The 21820-nt window shown below is 66.7% G+C and carries 20 protein-coding genes and 2 tRNA genes; 8 read left to right on the forward strand and 14 right to left on the reverse strand.

What is annotated here, in order from left to right:
• Positions 1-208: 208 nt before the first annotated feature.
• The 10 genes from BIV04_RS15600 to dnaA form a co-directional block, all read right to left on the reverse strand.
• A tRNA-Ala gene (locus BIV04_RS15600) sits at positions 209-281 on the reverse strand.
• An 82-nt stretch (positions 282-363) separates the two neighbouring features.
• Positions 364-437 (reverse strand) — tRNA-Ile (locus tag BIV04_RS15605).
• Between the two features lie 73 nt (positions 438-510).
• Positions 511-918: a DUF3566 domain-containing protein gene (locus BIV04_RS15610; RefSeq protein WP_043595295.1), complete on the reverse strand. Its 408-nt coding sequence runs from the start codon at positions 916-918 to the stop codon at positions 511-513.
• Positions 911-3598, reverse strand: coding sequence for a DNA gyrase subunit A (gene gyrA / locus BIV04_RS15615; RefSeq protein WP_083396527.1), 2688 nt, complete (start codon positions 3596-3598; stop codon positions 911-913). Before gyrA ends, BIV04_RS15610 begins: the two co-directional genes overlap by 8 nt.
• Before the next feature lie 77 nt (positions 3599-3675).
• Positions 3676-5649, reverse strand: coding sequence for a DNA topoisomerase (ATP-hydrolyzing) subunit B (gyrB, locus tag BIV04_RS15620; protein WP_071257475.1), 1974 nt, complete (start codon positions 5647-5649; stop codon positions 3676-3678).
• Between the two features lie 166 nt (positions 5650-5815).
• Positions 5816-6370 carry a DUF721 domain-containing protein gene (locus BIV04_RS15625; RefSeq protein WP_083396528.1) on the reverse strand — a complete coding sequence of 185 codons (555 nt, stop codon included), beginning with the start codon at positions 6368-6370 and terminating at the stop codon, positions 5816-5818.
• The gene (recF, locus tag BIV04_RS15630; protein WP_071257477.1) at positions 6367-7614 is read right to left on the reverse strand and encodes a DNA replication/repair protein RecF; all 1248 of its coding nucleotides are present in this window, start codon (positions 7612-7614) and stop codon (positions 6367-6369) included. Before recF ends, BIV04_RS15625 begins: the two co-directional genes overlap by 4 nt.
• A gap of 17 nt (positions 7615-7631) precedes the next feature.
• On the reverse strand, positions 7632-8519 hold the full coding sequence (gene gnd / locus BIV04_RS15635; RefSeq protein WP_055975773.1) for a phosphogluconate dehydrogenase (NAD(+)-dependent, decarboxylating): 888 nt from the start codon (positions 8517-8519) through the stop codon (positions 7632-7634).
• Between the two features lie 60 nt (positions 8520-8579).
• Entirely contained in the window at positions 8580-9728 is a 1149-nt protein-coding gene (gene dnaN / locus BIV04_RS15640) for a DNA polymerase III subunit beta (RefSeq protein ID WP_071257479.1), read from the reverse strand.
• 497 nt (positions 9729-10225) lie between these two features.
• A complete protein-coding gene (dnaA, locus tag BIV04_RS15645; RefSeq protein ID WP_043595301.1) occupies positions 10226-11641 on the reverse strand; it encodes a chromosomal replication initiator protein DnaA in 1416 nt (471 codons plus the stop codon).
• 389 nt (positions 11642-12030) lie between these two features.
• On the opposite strand from dnaA, the gene rpmH reads away from it, so the two are divergent.
• The 8 genes from rpmH (at position 12031) to BIV04_RS15685 (ending at position 17139) form a co-directional block, all read left to right on the forward strand.
• A complete protein-coding gene (gene rpmH / locus BIV04_RS15650) occupies positions 12031-12168 on the forward strand; it encodes a 50S ribosomal protein L34 (protein ID WP_043595303.1) in 138 nt (45 codons plus the stop codon).
• 8 nt (positions 12169-12176) lie between these two features.
• Positions 12177-12512: a ribonuclease P protein component gene (gene rnpA / locus BIV04_RS15655; protein ID WP_043595305.1), complete on the forward strand. Its 336-nt coding sequence runs from the start codon at positions 12177-12179 to the stop codon at positions 12510-12512.
• Positions 12509-12871, forward strand: coding sequence for a membrane protein insertion efficiency factor YidD (gene yidD, locus BIV04_RS15660; protein ID WP_071257481.1), 363 nt, complete (start codon positions 12509-12511; stop codon positions 12869-12871). Before rnpA ends, yidD begins: the two co-directional genes overlap by 4 nt.
• Positions 12872-12881: 10 nt before the next feature.
• Positions 12882-13838: a membrane protein insertase YidC gene (gene yidC / locus BIV04_RS15665; RefSeq protein ID WP_043595308.1), complete on the forward strand. Its 957-nt coding sequence runs from the start codon at positions 12882-12884 to the stop codon at positions 13836-13838.
• Positions 13835-14398 (forward strand): R3H domain-containing nucleic acid-binding protein, encoded by a 564-nt coding sequence (locus BIV04_RS15670; protein ID WP_083396529.1) that lies wholly within the window; start codon positions 13835-13837, stop codon positions 14396-14398. Before yidC ends, BIV04_RS15670 begins: the two co-directional genes overlap by 4 nt.
• Positions 14399-14408: 10 nt before the next feature.
• A complete protein-coding gene (gene rsmG / locus BIV04_RS15675; RefSeq protein WP_071257484.1) occupies positions 14409-15044 on the forward strand; it encodes a 16S rRNA (guanine(527)-N(7))-methyltransferase RsmG in 636 nt (211 codons plus the stop codon).
• A 215-nt stretch (positions 15045-15259) separates the two neighbouring features.
• On the forward strand, positions 15260-16192 hold the full coding sequence (locus BIV04_RS15680) for a ParA family protein (RefSeq protein ID WP_054145722.1): 933 nt from the start codon (positions 15260-15262) through the stop codon (positions 16190-16192).
• Positions 16192-17139 (forward strand): ParB/RepB/Spo0J family partition protein, encoded by a 948-nt coding sequence (locus tag BIV04_RS15685; protein WP_071257486.1) that lies wholly within the window; start codon positions 16192-16194, stop codon positions 17137-17139. Before BIV04_RS15680 ends, BIV04_RS15685 begins: the two co-directional genes overlap by 1 nt.
• Positions 17140-17876: 737 nt before the next feature.
• Here the strand turns inward: BIV04_RS15685 and BIV04_RS15690 are convergent.
• The 4 genes from BIV04_RS15690 to trxB all read right to left on the reverse strand — a co-directional run bounded on the left by BIV04_RS15690 (position 17877) and on the right by trxB (position 21702).
• A complete protein-coding gene (locus tag BIV04_RS15690; protein WP_071257488.1) occupies positions 17877-18839 on the reverse strand; it encodes a D-alanine--D-alanine ligase in 963 nt (320 codons plus the stop codon).
• 73 nt (positions 18840-18912) lie between these two features.
• Complete coding sequence (locus BIV04_RS15695) at positions 18913-20217, reverse strand: PLP-dependent aminotransferase family protein (RefSeq protein WP_071257490.1); 1305 nt, start codon at positions 20215-20217, stop codon at positions 18913-18915.
• 117 nt (positions 20218-20334) lie between these two features.
• Positions 20335-20661, reverse strand: coding sequence for a thioredoxin (gene trxA, locus BIV04_RS15700; RefSeq protein ID WP_043595317.1), 327 nt, complete (start codon positions 20659-20661; stop codon positions 20335-20337).
• Positions 20662-20709: 48 nt separating this feature from the next.
• Positions 20710-21702, reverse strand: a complete 993-nt coding sequence (trxB, locus tag BIV04_RS15705) for a thioredoxin-disulfide reductase (RefSeq protein ID WP_071257492.1) — start codon at positions 21700-21702, stop codon at positions 20710-20712.
• Positions 21703-21820: the final 118 nt, after the last annotated feature.

A 21820-nucleotide genomic window follows, 5' to 3' on the forward strand; every position in this document is an offset into this window, starting at 1 on the left:
GTCGGCGAAGCCGACACGGGCCCGGAGGGCCCCGGCCTGATCCCGCCGTGCATTGCACGCCACGACGGCGAAGCCGACACGGGCCCGGAGGGCCCCCGAACCAGCACGCCGCCCCTGCGCCGCAGGGGCGGCGGCGCAGCAAAGGGCACAGAACGAGAATTGCCCCTGTCCGCGGACGGAGTCAGCGGACAGGGGCAAGGCAATCGAGTGGAGCCTGGGAGAATCGAACTCCCGACATCCTGCTTGCAAAGCAGGCGCTCTACCAACTGAGCTAAGGCCCCGACCCCCCGGTCACCGGGGGAACGAGCACGATCTCACCCTGTGCCCGTCGTGAGACGAGCTCGAGATGAGACCGGTACTGCGTGGGGCTAATAGGACTTGAACCTATGACCTCTTCGTTATCAGCGAAGCGCTCTAACCGCCTGAGCTATAGCCCCCGGACCGTCGTAAAGCCTACAGCACCACGACGGCGAACTCGAATCGGCGGATTCCACCAACGCGAGTGATGGATCAGTTGTTGGTGAAACCGACGAGCAGACCGCCGGTGATGCGCACGCTCAGGTTGTAGAGGACGGCGACGATGGCCCCGAGGACCGTACCGACGACCACGTTGAGGATGGCCACGACGATCGAGAAGAGCATGATCTGACCGACGTTGAAGGTGTCCTGGATCGAGAAGCTCGAGTCGCCGAGGATGTCACGCAGCAAGGCGTCGAGGTCGTCGAAAATGCCCGTCTGGTTGAGGATGGCCCAGATCAGGAAGGTGGCGACGACCGTGATGATGCCGATCGCGACGGAGATCAGGAAGGCCAGCTTCACGACCGACCAGAAGTCGATGTAGACGAGCTTGAGGCGGACCTGCTTGGTGCCGGACGGTCGTTTCGCCTTCTTCTGCAGTCTCTCGGCGACACTACTCATTGTTCGTTTCCTCTCCGGCGGTTCCGGTGGCCTCGTCGTCGGTCGACTCGGCGTCGACCGACGTGGCGTCGGTCGTGGGGATCTCGGTGTCGGCGTCGACGGAGTCGACGGACTCGACAGACACTACGGCCTCGGCCACGGCGTCCGCACTCTCGTCGACCTCGGCCGCGAGATTGCGCTCACTGTTGCGGGCCACCGCGATGATGCGATCGTCGCTCGCGAAGCGGGCGAAGACGACACCCATCGTGTCGCGGCCCTTGGCCGGCACCTCGGAGACGGCCGATCGGACCACCTTGCCTCCGGACAGGACCACGAGCACCTCGTCGTCCTCGCCGACGATCAGGGCGCCGGCGAGGTCGCCCCGCGCCTCCGCGAGCTTGGCGACCTTGATGCCGAGGCCACCACGGTTCTGGACGCGGTACTGGTCGGCGGCCGTGCGCTTGGCGTAGCCGCCCTCGGTGACGACGAAGACGTAACCCTCTTCACGGACGACGGAGGCGCTGAGCAGCGTGTCGTCGTCGCGGAAGGTCATGCCCTTCACGCCCGAGGTCGACCTGCCCATGGGGCGCAGCGACTCGTTGGTGGCCGTGAAGCGCAGCGACATGCCGTGACGGGACACGAGCAGCAGGTCGTCGTGCTCGTCGACCAGCAGGGCCGAGACGAGTTCGTCGTCGTCGCGCAGGTTGATCGCGATGATGCCACCGGTGCGGTTCGTGTCGTACTCGGTGAGCGAAGTCTTCTTGATCAGGCCGTCGCGAGTGGCGAGCACGAGGTAGTCGGCCACCTCGTAGTCGCGGATGTCGAGCACCTGCGAGATCTGTTCGTCGGGCTGCATGGCGAGCAGGTTGGCCACGTGCTGGCCCTTGGCGTCACGGCCGGCCTCTTGCAGTTCGTACGTCTTGGCACGGTAGACCCGGCCCTTGTTCGTCAGGAACAGCAACCAGTGGTGGGTGGTGGTGACGAAGAAGTGGTCCACGACGTCGTCCGCGCGCAGCTGGGCACCACGGACGCCCTTGCCGCCGCGGTGCTGGCTGCGGTAGTTGTCGCTGCGGGTGCGCTTGACGTAGCCACCCCGGGTGATGGTGACGACCATCTCTTCTTCGGGGATCAGGTCTTCGACGCTCATGTCGCCGTCGAAGCCGAACATGATCTCGGTGCGACGGTCGTCGCCGAACTTGTCGGTGATCTCGGCGAGCTCGTCACTGACGATCGTGCGCTGGCGCTCGGGCTTGGCCAGGATGTCCTGGTAGTCGGCGATCTCGCGCTCGAGCTTGTCGGCGTCTTCCTGGATCTTCTGACGCTCGAGGGCGGCCAGGCGACGCAGCTGCAGGTTGAGGATGGCCGAGGCCTGGATCTCGTCGACGTCGAGGAGGTCCATGAGACCCGCGCGCGCCTCCTCGACGGTCGGTGACCGGCGGATGAGCGCGATGACCTCGTCCAGGGCGTCGAGGGCCTTCAGGTAGCCACGCAGGATGTGCGCGTCGGCTTCGGCCTTCTTTAGGCGGAACTGCGTCCGGCGGACGATGACTTCGATCTGGTGGTCGACCCATGCCGAGATGAATCCGTCGAGCGCGAGGGTGCGAGGGATGCCGTCGACGATCGCAAGCATGTTCGCGCCGAAGTTCTCTTGCAGGCTGGTGTGCTTGTAGAGGTTGTTCAGCACGACCTTGGCGACGGCGTCGCGCTTGAGCACGATCACGAGTCGCTGGCCGGTCCGACCCGAGGTCTCGTCGCGGATGTCCGCGATGCCTCCGATGCGACCGTCCTTGACGAGCTCGGCGATCTTGATCGCGAGGTTGTCGGGGTTGACCTGGTACGGCAGCTCGGTGACGACGAGGCAGGTGCGGCCCTGGAGCTCTTCGACGTTGACGACCGCACGCATGGTGATCGAGCCGCGGCCCGTGCGGTAGGCGTCCTGGATGCCGCGGACGCCGAGGATCTGCGCGCCCGTCGGGAAGTCGGGGCCCTTGACACGCTGCATGAGCGCCTCGAGCAGCTCTTCGCGCGACGCGGTGGGGTTCTCGAGGTACCACTGGGCGCCCGACGCGACCTCGCGCAGGTTGTGCGGCGGGATGTTCGTCGCCATGCCGACGGCGATGCCGACCGAGCCGTTGACCAGGAGGTTGGGGAACCGGCTGGGCAGGATGGCGGGCTCGCGGGTGCGACCGTCGTAGTTGTCCTGGAAGTCGACGGTGTCCTCGTCGATGTCGCGGACCATCTCGAGCGCGAGCGGAGCCATCTTCGTCTCGGTGTACCGCGGGGCGGCGGCGCCGTCGTTGCCGGGCGAGCCGAAGTTGCCCTGGCCGAGCGCGAGCGGGTAACGCAGGCTCCACGGCTGGACGAGACGCACCAACGCGTCGTAGATCGCCGTGTCGCCGTGCGGGTGGAACTGGCCCATGACGTCGCCGACGACACGCGAGCACTTGGAGAACGCACGGTCGGGGCGGTAGCCGCCGTCGTACATCGCGTAGATGACGCGGCGGTGCACGGGCTTGAGGCCGTCTCGCACCTCGGGCAGGGCCCGGCCGACGATGACGCTCATCGCGTAGTCGAGGTACGAGCGCTGCATCTCGAGCTGCAGGTCGACCTGCTCGATGCTGTCGCGCTTCGGTGCCTCGGCGAAGGTCTGGGTACCCTCGGCGTCGATGCCCTCGGGGGTGTCTGTCGGCTCGTCGGCCATGATTCTCCGTTTGTCGTGGTCTGCCCCGTGGTGCTCGTCGGGGCGCGGGCGTGCTCCGGGTCAGCCGGAGGCGCGCATCAGATGTCGAGGAAGCGGACGTCTTTCGCGTTCTGCTGGATGAAGTTGCGGCGCGATTCGACGTTCTCGCCCATCAGGGTGTCGAAGATGGTGTCGGCGGCCACGGCGTCCTCGAGGGTCACCTGCAGCAGCGTGCGGGTGTCGGGGTCCATCGTGGTCTCCCACAGCTCTTTGTAATCCATCTCGCCGAGGCCCTTGTAGCGCTGGATCGCGTTCTCTTTCGGGATGCGCTTGCCGGCCGCGCGCCCCGAGACGAGCACCGCGTCACGCTCGGCGTCGCTGTACACGTACTCGTGGGCGGCGTTGCTCCACTTGAGCTTGTAGAGCGGCGGCTGCGCCAGGTAGACGTAACCGAGGTCGATCAGCGGGCGCATGTAGCGGAAGAGCAGGGTGAGCAGCAGCGTCGTGATGTGCTGGCCGTCGACGTCGGCGTCGGCCATCAGGACGATCTTGTGGTACCTCGCCTTGTCGGGGTCGAAGTCTTCTCCGATGTCGGCGCCGAAGGCCTTGATCATGGCCTGCACCTCGTTGTTGCCGAGGGCACGGTCGAGACGGGCCTTCTCGACGTTGAGGATCTTGCCGCGCAGGGGCAGGATCGCCTGGGTCTCGGGGTTGCGCCCCTGCACCGCCGAGCCGCCGGCCGAGTCGCCCTCGACGATGAAGATCTCGCTGCGCGAGGGGTCTTTGCTCTGGCAGTCCTTGAGCTTGCCGGGCATGCCGTTCGACTCGAGCACGCCCTTGCGGCGCGTCTGCTCACGCGCCTTGCGCGCGGCGAGACGGGCCTGCGACGCGAGGATGCCCTTGCGGACGATCTCGGCGGCCTGCTTGGGGTTGCGGTCGAACCAGTCGTTCAGCTGCGAGCCGGCGACCTTCTGCACGAAGGACTTGGCCTCGGTGTTGCCGAGCTTGGTCTTCGTCTGGCCCTCGAACTGCGGCTCGCCGAGCTTGATCGAGATGACGGCGGTCAGGCCTTCACGGACGTCGTCGCCCGACAGGTTGTCGTCTTTCTCCTTGAGGAAGTTCTTCTCGCGCGCGTAACGGTTGATCAGCGTGGTGAGCGCTGCACGGAAGCCCTCTTCGTGGGTGCCGCCCTCGTGCGTGTTGATCGTGTTCGCGTAGGTGTGGACGCTCTCTTGGTACGAGGTGTTCCATTGCATCGCGACCTCGAGCGAGATCTTCTTCTCGGTGTCTTCTTGCTCGAAGGCGATGATGTCGTCGTGGACGGTCTCGACCTTCTTGGTCGTGTTGAGGTACTCGACGTAGTCGACGAGACCCTTCTCGTAGTGGAAGACGTCGTGACGCGGCTCGGCGTCGTCTTCTTGCACGCGCTCGTCGCTGAGCTCGATGCGCAGGCCCTTGTTCAGGAAGGCCATCTGCTGGAACCGCGTGCGCAGCGTCTCGTAGTCGAACTCGACGGTCTCGAAGATCTCGGCGTTGGGCCAGAAGGTGATCGTCGTGCCGGTCGTGTCGTCTTCTTCGCCTTTGGCCAAGGGTGCGACAGGCACGCCGTCGGTGAAGCTCTGGCGGTAGACGTTGCCCTGTCGGCGGACCTCGACGTCGAGCTCGCTGGACAGTGCGTTCACGACCGAGCTGCCGACGCCGTGCAGACCACCCGACACCGCGTAACCGCCGCCGCCGAACTTGCCACCGGCGTGCAGCACGGTCAGGACGACCTCGACGGTCGACCGGCCCTCGACGGGGTGCACGTCGACCGGGATGCCGCGGCCGTTGTCGACGACGCGCACGCCGCCGTCCTCGCGCATGGTGATCTCGATGTGGTCACAGTGGCCCGCGAGGGCTTCGTCTACGGAGTTGTCGACGATCTCGTAGACCAGGTGGTGCAGACCACGCGGGCCGGTCGAGCCGATGTACATGCCGGGACGCTTGCGCACGGCCTCGAGACCCTCGAGGACCTGGATCGCACTGGCGCCGTAGGTGTCGTCGGGCTGGGCGTCGGTGGGATCAGCTGACATGTGCGTAGGGGCTCCTGCCGGACGGGACGAAGGTGTGCCGACCGGTCGCGACCGCTGTCTGAGCGGCCCCCGGACGACCTTCCGAGTCTACCGCAGGCCTGTCCGTCGCGGGGCGAAATCCGCCCTCAGACGGATTTTCCCATCGCACTTGGACGATTCACCCTCGTCAACCATAAGTATCGCGAGGGCCGCGCCCTGGAACCGATCTGGGGCCGCGTTTCCAGGTCGGGGCGTTGGGTGCCAGAAAACGCACCGACTGGATGCCGGCGTCCGGGTACCTCTGCACGATGGTCGTCGTGACCTGTGTGCGCATCAGGCGCAGCTGGGTCGCCCAGGCCGTCGAGTCGCACTGCACGGTCAACGTGCCGTCGTCGATCGAGACCGGATCCGAGTGAGCGGCCAGCTCTGTGCCCACCATGTCGGGCCAGGCGGTCATCAGCTCGGACTGCGCCAACGGGCTGTTCCAGCCGAGTTCGTTGGTGACGGCCGACAGCACGTCGGCGATGCCCCGGGGCTCGCGTCCGGTGCCGAACGGCTGGCTCGGTGAGCCCAGCTTGATCGACTTGCGCTTCCGGGCGTCGCGCGACCGCGAGTTGGGGTCGCCGAACACGCGGCGGAACCGCAGGTAGACCCGTTGGGCCTCGCTGTCGGGCTGCGCCTCGGGTTCAGGAGGCGCGGGTGGCGTGGGCGCCGGAGGCTGCGGTGCGTCGTCGACGCTCACCGCGCCTCCTCGGTGTCGGCCTCGCGGGGCCCGTCGGCGACGGCGACGGGGGCGACGGCGTCGGCTCCCGGGCCGTCGGCGACGGGGGCGTCGTCGACGATCGTCCCCTTGGCGATGCGGACCGTGTGGGCCTTGAGCCGTGAGGGGACGTCACCCTCGACCGCCGCCGTGATCAGCACCTGCTCGTAGCCGGCGACCGCGTCGGCCAGGCGTTCGCGACGGGATCCGTCGAGCTCGGCGAAGACGTCGTCGAGCACGATCACCGGGTCGCCCGTCGGCGAGTCGACCCGCACCACCGCGGCCGAGGCCAGTTTGAGCGCCAGGGCGAACGACCAGGACTCGCCGTGGCTCGCGTATCCACGCGCGGGGAGGCCGTTGAGCGAGAGGAACAGGTCGTCGCGGTGCGGTCCGACGAGCGTCAGGCCGCGCTCGAGCTCGGTCGGTCGGACGCGGGCCAGCGCCTGGCGGAAGACCTCGGGCACCTCGTCGGCGGGGATCGACTCGGTCGGACCCTCGGCTGCGGTCGTCTCGTCGTCGGGCGCCGCGCCGCGGATGCTGAGCACCGTCGACAACCGCGCGGCGTGGTCCGCGCCGGCCACTGCCGCATAGGCACGAGCCACCTCGGGGGCCAGGTCGGCCGCAAGCCGGTCGCGCGCGACCACGAGTTCGCTGCCGAGGGCCACGAGGCGTTCGTCCCAGATGTCGAGCGTGCCGAGCTGACCGGCCTTCACCCCGGAGGCGCGGGCCGACTTCAGGAGCGTGTTGCGTTGCTTGAGCACCCGGTCGTAGTCGGTCTGAACGCCGGCGAACCGGGGCGACCGGGCCACCAGGAGCTCGTCGAGGAAGCGTCGTCGACCGGAGGGCTCGCCCCGGACGAGCGCCAGGTCTTCGGGAGCGAAGAGGACGCTCGTGAAGTAACGCGGCAACTCGCGAGGCTTGATGGCGCCACGGTTGACCTGCGCCCGGTTCGGCGACGACCGGTTGATCTGCACCTCGGCCAGGAGTTCGCGGTCGTCGGCGAGCAACCGGGCCCGGACGACGGCAGAATCGCACCCTTGGCGGATGAGCGCTGAGTCGGACGACACCCTGTGGGATCCGAGACTCGACAGGTAGCCGAGGGATTCGACCAGGTTCGTCTTCCCCTGGCCGTTGCTGCCGACGAAGAGGTTCGGCCCGCGCGCGAGGCTGACTTCGGCAGACGTGTAGTTGCGGAAGTCCGTCAGGCTGAGATGCAGTACTCGCACGCGGGCCGGTGGAGGCGCTAGGCCTTCTTGACGGCGTGGCCGCCGAACTGGTTGCGCAGTGCGGCGACGGCCTTCATGGTCGGCGAACCCTCGCCCTGACGCGAGACGAAGCGCGCGAAGATCGAGGCGCTGATCGTCGGCATGGGGACGGCGTGGTTGATCGCCTCTTCGAGGGTCCAGCGGCCCTCGCCGCTGTCTTCGACGTAGCCCGAGATCTCGGCGAGCTTGGGGTCGGCCTCGAGGGCGAGGACCATGAGCTCGAGCAGCCAGGAGCGAACGACGGTGCCGCGCTGCCAAGCCTTGAAGGTGCCGGTGACGTCCTTGATCAGGTCGCTGCGGGCCTCGAGCAGTTCGTAGCCCTCGCCGTAGGCCTGCATGATCGCGTACTCGATGCCGTTGTGGACCATCTTGGCGTAGTGACCCGCACCGGTGTCACCGGCGTGGACGAAGCCCTCTTCGCGGGGACCTTCGGGACGCAGAGCGTCGAAGATCGGCTGCGCCAGGGCGACGTTCTCGGCGGAACCGCCGACCATGAGGCCGTAGCCGTTGTCCTTGCCCCAGACGCCGCCCGAGACGCCGGCGTCGACGTACTTGATGCCCTTGCCGCCGAGGAGCTTCTCGTTGGCGAAGTCGCTGGTGAACTTCGAGTTGCCACCGTCGATGACCAGGTCGCCCTCGGAGAGCTCCTTCGAGAGCTCTTCGATGACGCCGGCGGTGATGTCGCCCGCGGGCACCATGACCCAGACGATGCGGGGGGCGGGGAGCGTGGTGGCGAGCTCGGCGAGGCTGGCGACGTCGGAGACGGCGGGGTTCGCGTCGTAACCGGTCACCTCGATGCCGTTGTCGCGCAGGCGGGCGCGCATGTTGTTGCCCATTTTGCCGAGACCGACGAGGCCGATGTGCATGAGGATCCTTTGTTCGTGGCGGTGGGGCCCGGAGGCGGCACCGTTGCGTGCAGAGCGCTTTTAGCGCAGGAGGAGGTTGGGCTGCAGCAGGTACTTGTAGCTGTCAGCACCGGCCTGGTCCCTCGAGGACTGACTCGTGATCAGCACGGGACCGGGCTTGTTCGGGTTCTCCGTCTTGGTGAAGGAGATGCGGACGAACTCGGAATGAACCGCTCCGAGACCGTCGAGGAGGAACTGCGGTTTCAACGAGACCACCGTGTCCTCTCCCGTCAACAACGCATCGATCGACTCTGACGCCTGCGCTTGTTCGCTTCCGATGGCCTCGAGGGTGAGGCCGTCGATCGTGAACGTGAACCTGAGTGCCGCCTCGCGCTCGAGCACGAGCGAGACGCGGCGGACCGACTCGACGAGTTCGGCCGTGTTGAGCACGGCGTAGTTCTCGACGGTGTCGGGGAAGAGACGCTTCACCGGGGGGAAGTTCCCCTTGATGAGCAACGAGGTGACGGTCTTGTTGTCCGCCTGGAACGCGATGAGCTCGCGTTCGTCGGATCCGGTGATCGAGACCGAGACGGTGCCGGCGTTGCCGAAGGTCTTGCCGACCTCTTGCAGGGTGCGTGCCGGGACGAGAGCGGTCGTCGTGGTCGTGCTGGCCACGGTGCCGGGATCGAACTCGATGCCACGGACGGCGACTCGATAGCGGTCCGTGGCGACCAGCGACAGAGCGTTCTCGCTGACCTCGAGCTGGACGCCGGTGATGACCGGGGTGACGTCGTCGCGGGACGCGGCGACCGCGACCTGGGAGACCGCGAGGGCGAAGGAGTCGCCGGGGACGACACCCGAGCGGTCACCGACGGTGGGCAGGGTCGGGTACTCCTCGACCGGCATGCTCAGCAGGGAGAAGTTCGCGGATCCGCAGCTGACGGCGATGCGGTTCTCTTCTGTGGAGAAGGTGACCGGTGCGTTCGGCAGACGGCTGGCGATGTCGGCGAGGAGTCGGCCCGAGACCAGGATCGTCCCCGGTTCGTCGATCTCGGCGGGGATGCTCGTCTGGGCCGAGACCTCGTAGTCGAAGGAGGACAGGGTCAGTCCGTCGGCGTCGGCCTCGATCAGCACACCGCTGAGGATCGGCAAGGTGGTGCGCTGGGGCAGCAGCTTGACGGCGAAGGAGACCGCATCGCTGAAGACGTCACGGTTGACCTGGAACTTCACGCGGGGACCCCTATCGACTTCGCTCTCGTGGATGGCCGGTTAATAGTGGCACAGCATCGGGGTCCGCCCTTCCGGTGGGCGAAAGCCGAGGGCCAGGGCCCGGATCGATCCACAAGGTTGTCTCTCCATCAATTTCTTGTAACCAGGATTAACAGTCTTAACCGTTGTGCACAGTGTGGATAACCTGTTTAAAACCCCGTGGCTCCACGGAACTACACGCGTGTGACTTGTGGACGGGGTGTGGAACGGAATGACAAGAATCCTGGTGGTCGGTCGTGGGCGTCGAGTGGGATCCCACAGGTCCCCCGGATCCGTGAACAACGTCGTCGAGGTTATCCACGAGTTTCCACAAGTTATCCACACTGTGTGGAACGTGCCTCCACAGTGCCCGTCGAGACGCGTCCGGTGCCCCCTGGAACGACGAACGGGCGCCGACACGTGGTCGGCGCCCGGACGGGACGGTCGTGGCGGACGAGCCGGCCTGGCCCGTCGACCCGTCACTTGTAGCGGGTGTCCTGTTTGATGCGGCTGGTCAGCTCGGTCACCTGGTTGTAGATCGACCGGCGTTCCTTCATCAGCTCGCTGATCTTCTTGTTGGCGTACATGACCGTCGTGTGGTCGCGGTTGCCGAACAGCTGACCGATCTTGGGCAGCGACAGGCTCGTGAGTTCGCGGCACAGGTACATGGCGATCTGTCGGGCGGTGGCGATCGCCTGCGAGCGGGACGACCCGTACAGGTCGTCGACCGTGAGCTTGAAGTAGTCCGCCGTGTGGTTGATGATGTCGACCGGCGCGATGATGTTGTCCTCGTCGAGCGTGATGAGGTCCTTCAGGACGGTCTGCACGAGGGCGAGGTCGACGGCGGTCCGGTTGAGGCTGGCGAAGGCCGTGACCCTGATGAGGGTGCCTTCGAGTTCGCGGATGTTGCTCGACACCTTGGTCGCGATGAACTCGAGGACCTCGTCGCGGATCTGCAGCTTCTCGCTCTGGGCCTTCTTGCGCAGGATGGCGATGCGGGTCTCGAGGTCGGGAGCCTGCACGTCGGTGATCAGGCCCCACTCGAAGCGTGACCGCATGCGGTCCTCGAAGCCGGTGAGGTGCTTGGGCGGCAGGTCGCTGGTGATCACCAGCTGCTTGTCGTGGTCGTGCAGGGTGTTGAAGGTGTGGAAGAACGCCTCTTGGGTGCTGTCCTTGCCCTGCAGGAACTGGATGTCGTCGATCAGCAGGATGTCGATCTCGCGGTACCTCTGCTGGAAGAGGCTCGACCGGTTGTTGGCGATCGAGTTGATGAAGTCGTTCGTGAACTCTTCGCTGCTGACGTACCGGACGCGGATCCCCGGGTACATCGTCTCGGCGTAGTGGCCGATGGCGTGCAGCAGGTGGGTCTTGCCCAGCCCCGACTCGCCGTAGACGAAGAGCGGGTTGTAGGCCTTCGCCGGAGCCTCGGCGACGGCGACGGCCGCGGCGTGGGCGAACCGGTTCGACGCGCCGATGACGAAGTTGTCGAAGCTGTACTTCGGGTTCAGTCGGGAGTCGTTGCGCTTGCCGCTCGCGCTCGTCTCGACCGGCGCCGGCACGAAGGGCGCCTCGATGTAGTGGACCGGCTCCGACTGCTCGACCTGCTGGGTGAGGGTGTCGGGGGTGATGTCGGGGTTGACGGTGATGGCGAAGCTCGAGACCGTGGTGTCGCCCAGCCCCGCGATGGACTCGAGCAGCGGCTCACGGATCCGTTGTTCGAGCATGCCCCGGGTCAGGTCGTTGGGCACTTCGAGGTAGAGGGTGCCGCCCAGCACGCCCTTGGGCTCCACGAGGCTGATGAAGCCGTGCAGCTGCGGCGTGATGCGGTCGTCGGTCGTCAGCGTCGCGAGGACGGAACGCCACAGGTCCTGGACCGGGTCGACGGTGTGCGCCACTGGGAGTCTCTTTCTCGCGGTTCGGCAGCGGACGGATCCGGCCGCCTCCGCGTGCGGGTCGCGTTCACCCGCCGGTGTTCGAAGGGTACGAGTGCGGGACAAGTTATGCACAGCTTTCTCCACCGATCGGTTGGCGCCGTTCGGGCCGGGATCGCTGCGTGTTCCCCGTCGTCACGCGGAAGTACCGCGAGAAGTACCCACCTTAGTTCGACCGGGTGTGGAGTCCGCAACCGGAGTTTTCAACACTGTGGACAAGCGCCTCCAGAAGACGCCGTTTGACCACGGCTCCGATCACGCGTACTTTTAATCAGTTGATTTCAGCCGCGTTGGCTGTACAAGACTTCTCGGATCGTGGCAACAGGCCTGGTCCGCTTTCCTGGAGGACCACCATGAGCAAGAGAACGTTCCAGCCGAACAACCGTCGTCGCGCCAAGAAGCACGGTTTCCGTGCCCGCATGCGCACCCGCGCCGGTCGCGCCATCCTCGCCGCCCGTCGTGGCAAGGGCCGCACCGAGCTCTCGGCGTAGCCACCTCCGTGTTGGCCCGGGCCAACCGGATCGTCCGCGCAGACGACTACCGAACCACCGTGCGCCGTGGCCGCAAGTCGGGCACGGCGCATTCGGTCGTCTACGTCCGTCGTCGTGACGACGACCTGGTCCGGTTCGGCTTCATCGTGGCCAAGACCGTGGGCAACGCGGTCGTCCGCAACACGGTCCGTCGCCGGCTCAAGGGTGTCTGTCACGAGATGCTGCCGACACTCCCCCGGGGGCTCGACGTCGTGATCAGAGCCTTGCCAGGCAGCCCCGACGTTGCGTGGTCTACCCTGCTGTCGGACATCTCCGAGGTCGTCGACAGGGGCGTGAAAGCGTGACAAGAGCGGTGCAGTTCGTCGCGTTGCTTCCCCGCAACGCATGCGTCCTCGTGCTCCGCGTTTACCGTGCCGTCGTCTCCCCGCTCTACGGCGACGTCTGCCGCTACTACCCGTCGTGTTCCAGATACGCCCTCGAGGCCATCCAGCTGCACGGCGTGGTGCGGGGCGTGGCCATGGGCAGCTGGCGCATCGCCCGGTGTCACCCCTGGGCAGCCGGAGGCGTCGACGACGTCCCCGAGCCCCGTACACAGAAGTACCGCGTCACGAAGTCCGGCTTCGTGACACCGCGATCCGGCACCACCACCCCCGACCTCGTCGGGGCGGGCCGCATCGTCGCACAGAGCCACGGAAAGGGCTGACCCGAACACCATGGACTTCATCGGCACCATCCTCTGGCCCCTGAGATGGGTCGTCGAGGCGATCCTCGTCGGCTTCCACAACGTCCTCACGGCGTTCGGCATGGACACCGCGGCCGGCAGCACGTGGGTGCTCTCGATCGTCGGTCTGGTCCTCGTGGTGCGGGCCTGCCTCATCCCGATCTTCGTCCGGCAGATCAAGAGCCAGCGACGCATGATGGAGATCGCGCCCCGGCTCAAGAAGATCCAGGACAAGTACAAGGGCAAGCGCGACCAGTTCAGCCGCGAGGCGATGTCGCGCGAGACCATGGCGCTCTACAAGGACACCGGTACCAACCCGCTCAGCTCGTGCCTGCCGCTGCTGATCCAGATGCCGATCTTCTTCAGCCTCTACACCGTGCTGCACAACGCCCAGCAAGAGAAGGTGGGCATCGGCCTGCTGAACTCGGCGCTGTCGAACTCGTTCGGTGAGTCGGCGCTCTTCGGTGCTCCCCTGAAAGAGACCTTCCTCGGCGCCACCACCTGGGAGGTCCGCCTGATGGCCGGCGCCATGGTGGTCATCATGACGGCGTCCCAGTTCATCACCCAGCTGCAGATCGTCTCGAAGAACATGTCGCCCGAGACCAAGGCGAGCCCCATGTTCAAGCAGCAGCGCATGCTCTTGTACTTCCTCCCCCTCGTGTTCGTCTTCTCGGGTCTGTCGTTCCCCTTGGGCGTGATGTTCTACTGGCTCACCTCCAACGTCTGGACCATGGCCCAGCAGTTCCTGGTGATCCGCAACATGCCCACCCCCGGCAGCGAGGCGGCACTGGCGCGTGAAGAGCGCCTCGCACGCAAGCAGCAGCGCAAGGGCCTGCCCAGCATCACCGTGACCGAGATCGAGTCGGCACCCGCCGTGCCGAAGACGACCCAGCGCACCCAGCCCGTCGGCAAGAACCGCTCCAAGAAGCAGAACGGCCCCAAGAAATGACCTCTGACGACTCCACGACCGACATCGTCGAGCCCGCCGCCGAGAACGACGGTGTCGTCGCCTCGAGCGACGACCAGGAGGCGCGGGTCGCCTCGGACGACACGGCCGACGTCCTCGACGAGGGCGACATCGCAGCCGACTACATCGAAGAACTGCTCGACATCTGCGACTTCGACGGCGACATCGACATCGAGGTCCGCGGCGGTCGCTCCTACATCTCGGTCGACTCGAGTGGCGAGCAGAAGCTGCGCGTCCTGTCGAAGCCCGACACGGTCAACGCCCTCCAAGAGCTGACGCGCATCGCGGTGCAGACCAAGACCGGTGAGTTCTCCCGTCTCATCCTCGACATCGGAGGCTCGCGCGCCACCCGTGAGACCGAGCTCGGCCGTCTGGTGGACGTCGCCGTCGCGAAGCTCGAGGACGGCGCCTCGTCGGCCGCTCTCCCGCCCATGTCGTCCTACGAACGCAAGCTCGTCCACGACATCGTGGCCGCGCGGGGTTTCACCTCGGAGTCCGAGGGCGAAGGCCGCGACCGTCACACCGTCATCACACGTCCCTGAGCCCACGGACATGACCGATACGTCGACCCTCGAGGTCGAACCCGCCGTGGCGGAGACCATCTTCGGCGACCGTCTCGACGTCGTGCGTCGCTACGTCGCCGACCTCGCCCAGCACGGAGAAGAACTCGGCCTGATCGGACCGCTCGAGCTGCCGCGTCTCTGGACCCGCCACGTCATCAACTGCGGGCTGCTGGCGCCCCTGCTGGTCTCGGGTCGCGTCGGCGACATCGGGTCGGGTGCCGGCCTGCCGGGCCTCGTGCTCGCGGCTGCTCGTCCGGACGCGACGCTCGTCCTGATCGAGCCGATGGAGCGACGAGTCGACTGGCTGACGGCCGAAGCCGAGCGCATGGGTCTCGACAACGTCGAGGTCGTGCGTGCCCGCGCCGAAGACGTGCAGCTGGATGGCTGGCTCGATCAGGCGACGGCTCGTGCCGTGTCGGCCCTGTCGAAGTTGATCCCGCTGACCGCCCCGCTGGTGAAGACCGGCGGGCAACTGCTGTTGATGAAGGGCGCGCGGGTCGACGACGAGATCGCCGCTGCGCGGAAGGTCATCGCCCGCCACCACCTGATCGACGTCGAGGCTCGGGAGCTGGGCGTCGGACTCGTCGACGAGACGACTCGAGTCTTCATCGCTACACTGGACTGACCATCTAGTCGATCCGGCTCACAGGACCGTCTGATCAGGCATTATTCTCTCCCAGTTGAACCGGGACGACGGTCTGGTGCAGGGTCGCATCAGGGCACACGGACGCCGGGTCCCTGTCTTTGTCGGGGCCTGACGATAGACTCGGCCTTCGATCCCCGATGATCACCGAGCCGTTTCCGAGCGGTGTGGTCACACCTCCGGGCAGGTCGTTTCACGTGAAACATGGCGATACGGAGACCCCCTCAGTGAGTTCCTCGGCTGACGACGACAGAAGCACTCCCCTGGCACGGGAGCTCGCCGATCTGAATCGACGCAAGCAGGCCCTGTCGCGCGAGCCCCTCCCGTCGCCCGCCGCGACACGGGTGATCACCGTCTCCAACCAGAAGGGTGGCGTCGGCAAGACCACGACCACCGTCAACCTCTCGGCCGCTCTGGCACGGAGTGGGGCGAAGGTGTTGGTCATCGATCTCGATCCCCAGGGCAACGCCTCGACGGCCCTCGGCGTGGAACACCGGGCCGAGACGCCGAGCGTCTACGACGTCGTGGTGAACGACGGCGAGGTCGCCGACGTCGTCCAGAAGAGTCCCGAGTTCGACACGCTCTTCTGCATCCCTGCCACGATCCACCTCGCCGGCGCCGAGATCGAACTCGTCTCGCTCGTCGCTCGCGAGCAGCGGCTGAGCCGAGCGCTGTCCGAGTACCTCAGTGCCACCGAGAAGGCCGGCGAGCGGTACGACTACGTCTTCATCGACTGCCCCCCGTCTCTCGGACTGCTCACGATCAATGCCTTCGTCGCCGCCAGTGAGGTACTCATCCCCATCCAGTGCGAGTACTACGCACTCGAAGGGCTGAGCCAGCTGCTGCGCAACATCCAGCTCATCGAGAAGCACCTGAATCCCAAGCTCAAGGTGTCGAGCATCCTGCTCACGATGTACGACGGTCGCACGAACCTGGCTCAGCAGGTCGTCGCCGACGTTCGCGAGCATTTCCCTGATGAGGCACTGAACACGCTGATTCCTCGGTCGGTCAGGATCAGCGAGGCCCCCGGTTACGGGCAGACGGTCATCAGCTACGACACCAACTCCCCCGGGTCGATCTCGTACCTCGAGGCGGCCGCCGAACTAGCACGTCGAGGAGCACCCCAGTAATGGCAACCAAGCGAACCGGACTCGGGCGCGGCATCGGAGCCCTCATCCCCGTCTCCGACGAGAGCCAGGACCGCCCGGTCGACGTCTTCTTCCCGACGGCACAGCAGACGGCCGACGAGCTCATCGCCGTGCCGGGTGCTCGCCTGGCGAACCTCAATCCGTTGGACATCACCCCGAACGCACAGCAGCCGCGGGCCGAGTTCCGCGCCGAAGAGCTCGCCGAGCTGGTGACGTCCATCCGAGAAGTGGGTGTGCTGCAGCCCATCGTCGTCCGTCCCGTCAAGAAGAGCGGCAAGGGGGCGGCACAGTACGAGCTCGTGATGGGCGAGCGACGCCTCCGAGCGACCAAAGAACTGGGTCTCGCGACGATCCCCGCCATCGTCAAAGACACGGCAGACGACGCGATGCTGCGCGACGCGCTGCTCGAGAACCTCCACCGAGCCGAGCTGAACCCACTCGAAGAAGCGTCCGCTTATCAGCAACTTCTCGCCGATTTCGGAATCACCCAGGACGAGTTGGCCACCCGCATCGGCCGCAGCCGTCCGCAGATCACCAACACCTTGAGACTGTTGAGGCTGCCGGCGGCTGTGCAGCGTCGGGTCGCCTCGGGCGTCCTGACGGCCGGCCACGCCCGGGCCATCCTGAGCACAGGTGACCCGGTCCTAATGGCTCGACTCGCGGATCGCATCGTCAACGAAGACCTCAGCGTCCGCGCAGCCGAGGCCATCGCCGCGGGCGGAAGCGCCAAGCCGAAGTCGACGCGTACGGCGACCCCGGGTAAGCACCAGGCGCACTTGGACGAAGTGGCCGAGAGCCTCGGTGACCGGTTCGAGACCCGGGTGAAGGTGTCCTTGGGTGCTCGCAAGGGGTCGATCACGATCGACTTCGCCTCCATGCAGGATCTCAATCGCATCCTCGGCCAGTTGGGACACGAGCAAGAGGACTGACTCCTCGTTCGCTCGGCCTGTGGTCCACGGTTTTACGTGAAACATCAACCGCCCCTGCTCTTCAGAGCAGGGGCGGTTGTTTCTGTGGCTGGCTCTCATCGTCGTCAACCGCGCGGGGTCGGTGTTTCACGTGAAACAATCCCCCTTTTCGGTGTGGACTGCCATGCCCGGTCGGTGGTCGGCGCGATCCGGGACAACAGATGGGTAGGCATGCGCGCTGAAGGCCAAGCCCTCGGCATGACGTGGGGTCGGCGCATTGATTCCCCCGCTTGGTGAAGGCTGAACGCGCACACTTCTCCCTCGCTACTCAAAGGCTCCAGTAGAGAGGGGGACGATGTCGATCGGTGCTAAAGACTGCTCTCCTCACCGAGTCGCGTGGCGCACACAGGGTTGGTCGACCGACCGTGAACTTGCACGACCATCGTGGGATGTCAGGGCCAGAGGATCAAGGCCCTCATTCAGCTTGTGCCGCTGTCCCCAGTAGTCGACAATCGACCTGATCATGACCGGTTCGACGAGGACGAGGTCGATGACCGCCTGGCGTCCCCGACGATCACGCCATACACTGTTGACCCCCACGAGATCGTCGCCAAGATCGCTGAGACTGACCGACCCCGCGCGCCACGAATGGTTGGACGGGGTTGTGGCCCAGCGGTGTCCGACACGTGGCAGGCTCGTGGTCAGGGCTGCGAGGTGGCCGACGTTTCACGTGAAACGTCGTGCGGCACGGACGTCGGTCAGCGACGGTGGTCGGAGACGGCCTTCTCGGCGAGGGCGGCGTAGAACATGCCCAGTTCGTAACCGGCCGACTCCAGAGCCATCGGGACGAGTGACGTCTCGGTCAGTCCGGGCAGCACGTTCACCTCGAGGAACCACGGGGTCCCGGCTGCGTCGACGATGAGGTCGACCCGCGAGAGGTGGCGGAGTCCGAGGGTTTCGTGGACGGCCACGGCGGCCCGGGCTGCAGCGTCGGAGGCTGCGGCGTCGAGCCGTGCGGGGGTGAAGAACGTGGTCTCCCCCGCATTGTAGCGAGCCTCAAAACCGTAGAAACCCTGACGGGGAACGATCTCGACCGCGGGGAGGGCGAGCGGGCCGTCACCGGTGTCGATGACCCCGACGGCGATCTCGGTACCCGTGATCTTCTGCTCGACGATGACGTCGTCGCAGTACGTGTAGGCGTCGACCATGGCCCTCGGCAGCGCACCGATGTCGTCGACGACCGTGACGCCTTGAGCCGAGCCACCCCGCGCCGGCTTCACGACGACCGGCGCCGGGTGCTCCTCAGCGATGGCCGCCAACACGCTGACGGCACCGAGTTCACGGAAGGCGTCGTGCGACAGGGTGATGCCTCGCGGGGTGGAGACCCCGGCGCGTCGGGCGAGCTCCTTCGCGGTCGGCTTGTCCCAGGCCAGCCGCGCCGCGGCCGCCGTGCTGCCGACGAACGGGACGTCGAGCGCCTCGAGCAGACCGCGCAGCGCTCCGTCCTCGCCGCTCGCTCCGTGCAGGGCCGGCCACACGACGTCAGGACGTGACGCGGTCAGATGTCCGAGCAACGAGGCGTCGGGATCACGGAGCTCGACCTCGATGCCGTGGGTGACGAGGCTGTCGACCACGCGCCTCCCCGATCGGAGGGAGACGTCGCGTTCGTGCGAGATGCCTCCGGCGAGGACGGTGACGGTACGCAGCTCACTCGATGCCATGGGGTCTCTTCCTTGTGTCACGACGGAGGCCGGTCTCGCGGGCAGGACAGCCGCAAGACTGCGAAAATGCTGGTCAGTGGGTGTTCGGTGGCGGGACCACGACGCTCTGCGGGCGAGCGGTCGGGTTCGACAGACTCGCGGGCGAGAACGTGCGCAGCAGGTCGAGTTCGCCGTTGACGACGTTCGCCAGGCGGGCGACGCCGGTGCGGATCGACTCGGGCGTCGGGTAGCAGAACGACAGACGGATGTTCTGCCGGCCGTCGCCGTCGGCGAAGAACGCCGTGCCGGGCGTGTAGGCCACGAGCTCTTTGACGGCCCGGGGCAGCATGGCCTTCGAGTCGAGTTCGGCCGGCAGCCCGACCCAGACGAAGAAGCCCCCGTCGGGCACGTTCCACGTGAGCGACGGCAGGTACTCCCCCAGCGCCGAGATCATCGCGTCGCGCCGCTCGCGGTACAGGTCACGGAAGGTCTCGATCTGACCGCGCCAGTCGGCCTGGTCGAGGTACTCGGTGATGACGAACTGCCCGAACGAGTTCGGCGAGAGCGTGGCGGACTCGTTGGCGAGGATGAGCTTCTCGCGGATGGCGTGCGGGGCCAGTGCCCACCCCACCCGGAAGCCGGGCGCGAGCGTCTTCGAGAACGAGCCGAGGTAGATGACGCCCTCGTCGTCGATCGAGCGCATCGCCTGGGGGGCCGGCTGGTCGAAGTAGAGCAGCCCGTAGGGGTTGTCCTCGAGGACGAGGATGCCGGCCGAGCGGCAGATCTCGAGGATCTCGACGCGGCGGGCCCAGGTGAGGGTCACACCGGCCGGGTTGTGGAAGTTCGGGATCGTGTACAGGAACTTGATCCGCCCCCCGCGGGCCGTGACGGTCGCGATGGCCTCACGCAGCGCCTCGGGTACGAGCCCGTGCTCGTCCATCGGGACGTGCACGACGTCGGCCTGGTACGCCTTGAAGACCCCCAGGGCGCCGACGTAGCTCGGGGACTCGGCGAGCACGACGTCGCCCGGGTTCACGAAGAGGCGGGTGACGAGGTCGAGGGCCTGCTGCGAGCCCGTGGTGACGACCACGTCGTCGGCGCTGCCGCGGATGCCCTCCATCGCCATGATCTGCATGATGTGTTCGCGGATCGCCGGGGTGCCCTGGCCGCTGCCGTACTGCATCGCCATCGCTCCCCCGTCGGCCATGACGCGGTCGATGGCCCCGGTGACGAGCTCGCGGGGCAGGGCGGAGACGTAGGGCATGCCGCCGGCCAGCGAGACGACCTCGGGGCGCGAGGCGACGGCGAACAGGGCTCGGACCTCGGAGGCGCTGAGGCCGGCCGTACGGTCGGCGTACGAGTCGTACCACGGGTCGAGGTTGGTGCCCTTGTCGCTCATCGATGTCCCTGTTCTGTCAGAGGGTGATTCGGTCAAGACTATGCCCGTGCGGTCGGGGGACGACGAGAGCCCGCCCAGCGTGTGCTGGGCGGGCTCTCGTCGTGGTGTCGGCGTCGACTACGCGATGAACTCCGCCAGGTCGGCCTCGAGGGCCGGCTTGGGCTTGGCGCCGATGACGGTCTTGACGACCTCGCCGCCGCGGTAGACCTTCATGGCCGGGATCGAGGTGATCTGGTACTTCATGGCGGTCTGCGGGTTGTCGTCGACGTTGAGCTTGACGATCTCGATCTTGTCGCCGTGCTCGGCGGCGATCTGGTCGAGGATCGGCGAGACGGCGCGGCACGGGCCGCACCACTCGGCCCAGAAGTCGACGAGGATCGTCTTGTCGGAGTTGAGGACGTCGGCCTCGAAGGACGCGTCGGTCACTGCTTTGGCGCTGCTCATGGTGTTCCTTTCGTCAGGGTGATCTGGGTTGTCTTCGGGAGGCGCGGGTCAGGCGATCACGGACTCGGACGTCTCGACGCCCTCGGCCGACCCCACGGTCTGCTCGGCCAGGAAGGTCTGGTCGAGCGAGGCCAGGTAGTGCTCGACGTCGAGCGCCGCGACGGTGCCCGAGGCCGCGGCCGTGGCGGCCTGCCGGTACGTGGCGTCGATGACGTCGCCGGCCGCGAAGACGCCGGTCAAGTTGGTCTTCGAGCTGCGCCCCTGCACGGCGATCGTGCCGTCGGAGGTCAGGTCGACCTGACCGTGCACCAGGTGCACGCGGGGGTCGTTGCCGATGGCGATGAAGAGGCCGTCGAGGTCGAGGTCGGTCGTGCTGCCGTCGACCGTGTCGGTCAGGGTGACGCCGGTGGCCTTCTCGCCGCCGAGGATCGCCGTGACCTGCTTGTCGAACAGGAACTCGATCTTCTCGTTGGCGTGGGCCCGGTCCTGCATGATCTTCGACGCGCGCAGGCTGCTCGAGCGGTGGATCACGTAGACCTTCGAGGCGAAGCGGGTGAGGAACGTCGCTTCTTCCATGGCCGAGTCGCCGCCGCCGACGACGGCGATCGCCTTCTCCTTGAAGAAGAAGCCGTCGCAGGTCGCGCACCAGCTGACGCCGCGGCCGCTCAGGCGCTCCTCGTCGGCGAGGCCGAGCTTGCGGTACGCGCTGCCCGTCGCGAAGATCACCGTGAGGCTCTCTTCCACGGTGCCGTTGCCCAGCGTGACCTTCTTGACGTCGCCGGTCAGGTCGACGGCGGTGACGTCGTCGAGCAGCACCTCGGCGCCGAACTTCTCGGCCTGCTCTTGCATCTTGAACATGAGCTCGGGGCCCTGGATGCCGTCGGGGAACCCAGGGAAGTTCTCGACCTCGGTGGTCTTCATGAGCTCGCCGCCGGCCTCGACCGAGCTCGCGACGATGAGGGGGCGCAGACCGGCCCGGGCGGCGTAGATGCCGGCCGTGTAGCCGGCGGGGCCGGAACCGATGATGATGACCTGGCGCATGGGCACCTTCCTGGGGGAGAACTTCACGAGCGGGAAGACGACCTGCGAGCGGTTGCTCGGGCGGTCGGATCCCTCGATCGTCTGGTGGAACGCATCCTACCGACGGGGCATTCCCGCG

Origin of the sequence: Frigoribacterium sp. MCBA15_019, assembly GCF_001864945.1 — a bacterium.
Classification (GTDB): domain Bacteria; phylum Actinomycetota; class Actinomycetes; order Actinomycetales; family Microbacteriaceae; genus Frigoribacterium.

Bases quoted from the DNA above. Each gene is read 5' to 3' on its own strand.
- BIV04_RS15610 (WP_043595295.1), bottom strand. From the start codon at position 918: ATGAGTAGTGTCGCCGAGAGACTGCAGAAGAAGGCGAAACGACCGTCC.
- gyrA (WP_083396527.1), bottom strand. From the start codon at position 3,598: ATGGCCGACGAGCCGACAGACACCCCCGAGGGCATCGACGCCGAGGGT.
- gyrB (WP_071257475.1), bottom strand. From the start codon at position 5,649: ATGTCAGCTGATCCCACCGACGCCCAGCCCGACGACACCTACGGCGCC.
- gnd (WP_055975773.1), bottom strand. From the start codon at position 8,519: ATGCACATCGGCCTCGTCGGTCTCGGCAAAATGGGCAACAACATGCGC.
- rpmH (WP_043595303.1), top strand. From the start codon at position 12,031: ATGAGCAAGAGAACGTTCCAGCCGAACAACCGTCGTCGCGCCAAGAAG.
- yidC (WP_043595308.1), top strand. From the start codon at position 12,882: ATGGACTTCATCGGCACCATCCTCTGGCCCCTGAGATGGGTCGTCGAG.
- BIV04_RS15670 (WP_083396529.1), top strand. From the start codon at position 13,835: ATGACCTCTGACGACTCCACGACCGACATCGTCGAGCCCGCCGCCGAG.
- rsmG (WP_071257484.1), top strand. From the start codon at position 14,409: ATGACCGATACGTCGACCCTCGAGGTCGAACCCGCCGTGGCGGAGACC.
- BIV04_RS15685 (WP_071257486.1), top strand. From the start codon at position 16,192: ATGGCAACCAAGCGAACCGGACTCGGGCGCGGCATCGGAGCCCTCATC.
- BIV04_RS15690 (WP_071257488.1), bottom strand. From the start codon at position 18,839: ATGGCATCGAGTGAGCTGCGTACCGTCACCGTCCTCGCCGGAGGCATC.
- BIV04_RS15695 (WP_071257490.1), bottom strand. From the start codon at position 20,217: ATGAGCGACAAGGGCACCAACCTCGACCCGTGGTACGACTCGTACGCC.
- trxA (WP_043595317.1), bottom strand. From the start codon at position 20,661: ATGAGCAGCGCCAAAGCAGTGACCGACGCGTCCTTCGAGGCCGACGTC.
- trxB (WP_071257492.1), bottom strand. From the start codon at position 21,702: ATGCGCCAGGTCATCATCATCGGTTCCGGCCCCGCCGGCTACACGGCC.